This is a genomic window from Psychrobacter sp. 1Y4, from assembly GCF_051847555.1.
Window position 1 is genome coordinate 1 of sequence record NZ_JBPYDE010000527.1, and the last position, 720, is coordinate 720.

Annotated in this window: 1 protein-coding gene; it reads left to right on the top strand. The window is 42.8% G+C overall.

Annotation, left to right across the window (positions count from 1 at the left end):
- Positions 1–236: 236 nt before the first annotated feature.
- On the top strand, positions 237–720 hold a 484-nt coding region (locus ACS8FC_RS17360), incomplete at its 3' end, for a 7-cyano-7-deazaguanine synthase (protein WP_439297699.1).

Genomic DNA, 720 nt, shown 5'->3' on the forward strand with positions numbered 1-720 from the left:
TAAGGCTTTTAAAGCATTATCACCAATGTCATGTGACTGATACTTTAAAAGCTGCGATTATAACAAATATTGCTAACAGATTGAAAAGATGACAGTAATACCGACTTTATTTTATTACGATGCTGTTTAAATTTGCTTTGGCAGTTTAGTGACGGGTGATTGGTCGCTTCGTGGTTCTGTAGTAGACGTATTTTTGCTAAAATAGCCGTTTTCGTAAACCAATAATAGATACCACTATGACTAACGTTACTTTGCAGAATAACTCGGCCAACCAAGCGTCCAATACTGAATTAGATACTCTCAATAAAAATCAAAACGCCGTTGTACTTTTATCAGGTGGCCTCGATTCGGTGACGTGTTTGTATTGGGCAAAAGCGCGCTATGCCTCTGTGACAGCGGTCAGCTTCAACTATGGTCAGCGTCACAACAGTGAGCTTGTTGCAGCAAAGACTATCGCTGAGACAGCAGGCGTCAATCATAGAATCATTGATATTGATATCGCTCAGCTTGGTGGCTCTTCATTGACAGACCACAGCATGATTGTACCAGACGGCGATTCGGACAAATTCCCTAGCAAGAAGCGTGATGAGATCGATAACGATGCCATTCCGAATACTTATGTGCCTGCGCGCAATACGATATTTTTGTCTTATGCGCTAGCCGTTGCAGAAGTGGCCGATGCCAACCACATCGTCATCGGGGTCAGCTCAGTTGACTACT